Origin of the sequence: Burkholderia sp. NFPP32 (assembly GCF_900119325.1) — a bacterium.
GTDB lineage: Bacteria > Pseudomonadota > Gammaproteobacteria > Burkholderiales > Burkholderiaceae > Burkholderia > Burkholderia pyrrocinia_C.
In genome coordinates, this window is record NZ_FPJP01000068.1 from 1 (window position 1) to 2,353 (window position 2,353).

General features: G+C 59.0%; 3 protein-coding genes, 3 tRNA genes and 1 pseudogene. 4 read left to right on the forward strand and 3 right to left on the reverse strand.

The genetic code is table 11. The features are described 5' to 3' along the window. Positions 1 to 339: 339 nt before the first annotated feature. The 3 genes and pseudogenes from BT264_RS37120 to BT264_RS39495 form a co-directional block, all read right to left on the reverse strand. On the reverse strand, positions 340 to 936 hold the full coding sequence (locus BT264_RS37120) for a plasmid pRiA4b ORF-3 family protein (RefSeq protein WP_072445486.1): 597 nt from the start codon (positions 934 to 936) through the stop codon (positions 340 to 342). 39 nt (positions 937 to 975) lie between these two features. Continuing rightward, positions 976 to 1,328 (reverse strand): annotated as a pseudogene (locus BT264_RS37125) (transposase domain-containing protein); the annotation flags it as partial. Then, positions 1,288 to 1,470: a hypothetical protein gene (locus tag BT264_RS39495; RefSeq protein WP_177318460.1), complete on the reverse strand. Its 183-nt coding sequence runs from the start codon at positions 1,468 to 1,470 to the stop codon at positions 1,288 to 1,290. The gene BT264_RS39495 and the pseudogene BT264_RS37125, both read right to left, overlap by 41 nt. 413 nt (positions 1,471 to 1,883) lie before the next feature. On the opposite strand from BT264_RS39495, the gene BT264_RS37130 reads away from it, so the two are divergent. From BT264_RS37130 to BT264_RS37145, 4 genes are all read left to right on the forward strand, one after another. Beyond that, positions 1,884 to 1,969, forward strand: a tRNA-Tyr gene (locus BT264_RS37130). 44 nt (positions 1,970 to 2,013) lie between these two features. Then, positions 2,014 to 2,087: transfer RNA gene (locus BT264_RS37135), tRNA-Gly, on the forward strand. 24 nt (positions 2,088 to 2,111) lie between these two features. After that, positions 2,112 to 2,186, forward strand: a tRNA-Thr gene (locus tag BT264_RS37140). 66 nt (positions 2,187 to 2,252) lie between these two features. Then, positions 2,253 to 2,353 (forward strand): GTP-binding protein (locus BT264_RS37145; protein WP_031274870.1); only part of this gene is annotated, 101 nt, incomplete at its 3' end.

Consider the following 2,353-nt stretch of genomic DNA (forward strand, 5'->3'; position numbering starts at 1 on the left):
ACGCCGATGATAGTGCGGATTCCCGTGTGAAAGTAGGTAATCGTCAGGCTCCCTAAGCCAAGAACCCCCGCCCGAAAGGCGGGGGTTTTTGCATTTCAGCGACGGAAATACAGGCTGCGCAAAGCAACGAGCAGGTGGAGCTGGAGCGCTGACGGTGCAAATCAGGACAGTGCGGGACGGCACAGCCCATCCGCGCAATCGGCAAAGACGCGCTCTGGCCAACCAGATCGGCCCACATGGTGGCGGCACGAGTTGCCATGACCATCTCGACTCACCTACTCCCGCCGTGACGGCGACCATATCTTAGGCATGGAGTCGATGCCATCCTGGCGGCATGAGTTACCGGTTTCCCCAACGGTTGGAAGCCATGCGCAGCAGGGTGGCATTGGCAGCACGCAGATCGAACAGTTCGGCGTCGAAGCCGGGGCCGACCCAGTTTCGGTAATGTTCGGCTTCTTCGCTATCCGAATCATCGTATAGCGTGTTCAGGAGCGCTTCGTAGCCTGTCGGGCCACCCACGTCCTCCGGCGGGCATGCCCGAGCACCGTCGATGACCTGGGCCGCGCCCCAGGGTTCGCCCTCGACGGTTTCCATTTCCTCGACGACGATGACGTGAACCCAGCCGTCTCCGAAGTCGTAGCGGTAAAGGAAGCGAGAGCCGGGTTTCAGGATCTTCTGAAGTCGAGACTTACGATCGTCGGCCGTTGTGTTCGGGTCAGCGAAGTCCAGCACGTCATCGACCTCGAACATGGCGTAGGTCACGCCGTCGATCAGAAAGTCATGCAGGTGGGTGTCTTCCCAGCCGAAGGCCGCCTGCAGGATATGGTGCAGCTTGCGCAGCGACTCGGTTCCTTCGACCTCGATCCGGCGCCAGATGGGCGGCTCGATATGTTGAAGCTGCACGTGCAGAGTAAAGCGCTGGAACGATTTCACCATCTGATGTCCGGGGAACGGAAAGCCTGCGGCATTATCACCTTACGATGCCAGGGTGGTCATTTTCCAGGGTTGAAGTCCTTCGATCCGGTTAATCGGATGTTCTGCAATGCGCACAAGCCCGGTGCGCAGATACGCCTCTGCATCAATGCCGTTGAGCTTGGCCGTCCCGATCGGGCTGTAAATCGTGGTAGCACGCTCCCCACCTGAGTCCGCGCTGGTGAACAGGTAGTTTCGGCGCCCCAGGGCCACTCCGCGCAACGCGAGCTCGACCGCCAGGTGCCCGTCGCCCGTCGTCGTAGTAGCGCGAGCGCTTCCCACCGGTTCAACGCGTAGAGGATTGCCCGACTCGTGTCAGATTCGCGTGAGAGCGTCTCCAGTGCGGCGCTCATCCATCAATGCGAAGTGCGTCTCGCTGGCGTCGATGGCGGGTGCGAGCCAATCCGGTGGCCAGGCGCCGCGTGTCGTTGCAAGTACCGGATCGGCGGCATATGAGGCCAAAGCCATGAAGGCAATTACAACAGCGAACTGGGGCATGAAGAATCGTACGGGGAACGGACGGACGATTCGAGACGGCTTGCGCCTTTCTGCGAAGTAGGGGCGGGCAGGGGGGGGGGGCGTGTTCGCGTCGATAGTATCTTCGCGATACCGGCCGCGGAATCGCCAACGCTGCCGGCACGAAATTTGCGGAAATTTTGCATCTACCCGCTTGGCATTGTGCACGAGAGGTCGTATGATGGCGGTCTTTCGTTTTTAGCGCAGATGCAGATCAGCGCTAAAGGCGGAGTCTGACGAAGATGTGGCGCCGATCGGCAATATCTCGTGCTTGCCTTAGCCGGGCAAGGGCGGAGGATCGGTGGTAGCGCAAGTGTCGGGAAGAGGTTTGAAAATAATCTTCCTGATGTGCTTGACAAGAGTGCGATGCACCCCCATAATCGTCAGTTCTCTACGGAGGGGTGCCCGAGTGGCTAAAGGGGGCAGACTGTAAATCTGTTGGCTTACGCCTACGTTGGTTCGAATCCAACCTCCTCCACCAAGATATCAGCGTAGTTGAGCGGTAGGGAATCGTTAGTGGCCCGTGCGGGTGTAGCTCAATGGTAGAGCAGAAGCCTTCCAAGCTTACGACGAGGGTTCGATTCCCTTCACCCGCTCCAGACCGCGAAGTTGAAGCGTAAAGCGCCCATGTGGCTCAGTGGTAGAGCACTCCCTTGGTAAGGGAGAGGTCGGCAGTTCGATCCTGCCCATGGGCACCAGCAGTAAAAAGTCAGTGTCTTGTTTGCGCGCGGCGCAACCTGTGAAATTCCTTTTGGGAGTTGAAAATGGCCAAGGAAAAGTTTGAGCGGACCAAGCCGCACGTGAACGTTGGTACGATTGGTCACGTTGACCACGGCAAGACGACGCTGACGGCAGCGATCACGAC

Excerpts from the sequence above, each read along its gene's own strand:
- BT264_RS39495 (WP_177318460.1), bottom strand. The coding sequence starts at position 1,470 with ATGCCCCAGTTCGCTGTTGTAATTGCCTTCATGGCTTTGGCCTCATAT.
- BT264_RS37120 (WP_072445486.1), bottom strand. The coding sequence starts at position 936 with ATGGTGAAATCGTTCCAGCGCTTTACTCTGCACGTGCAGCTTCAACAT.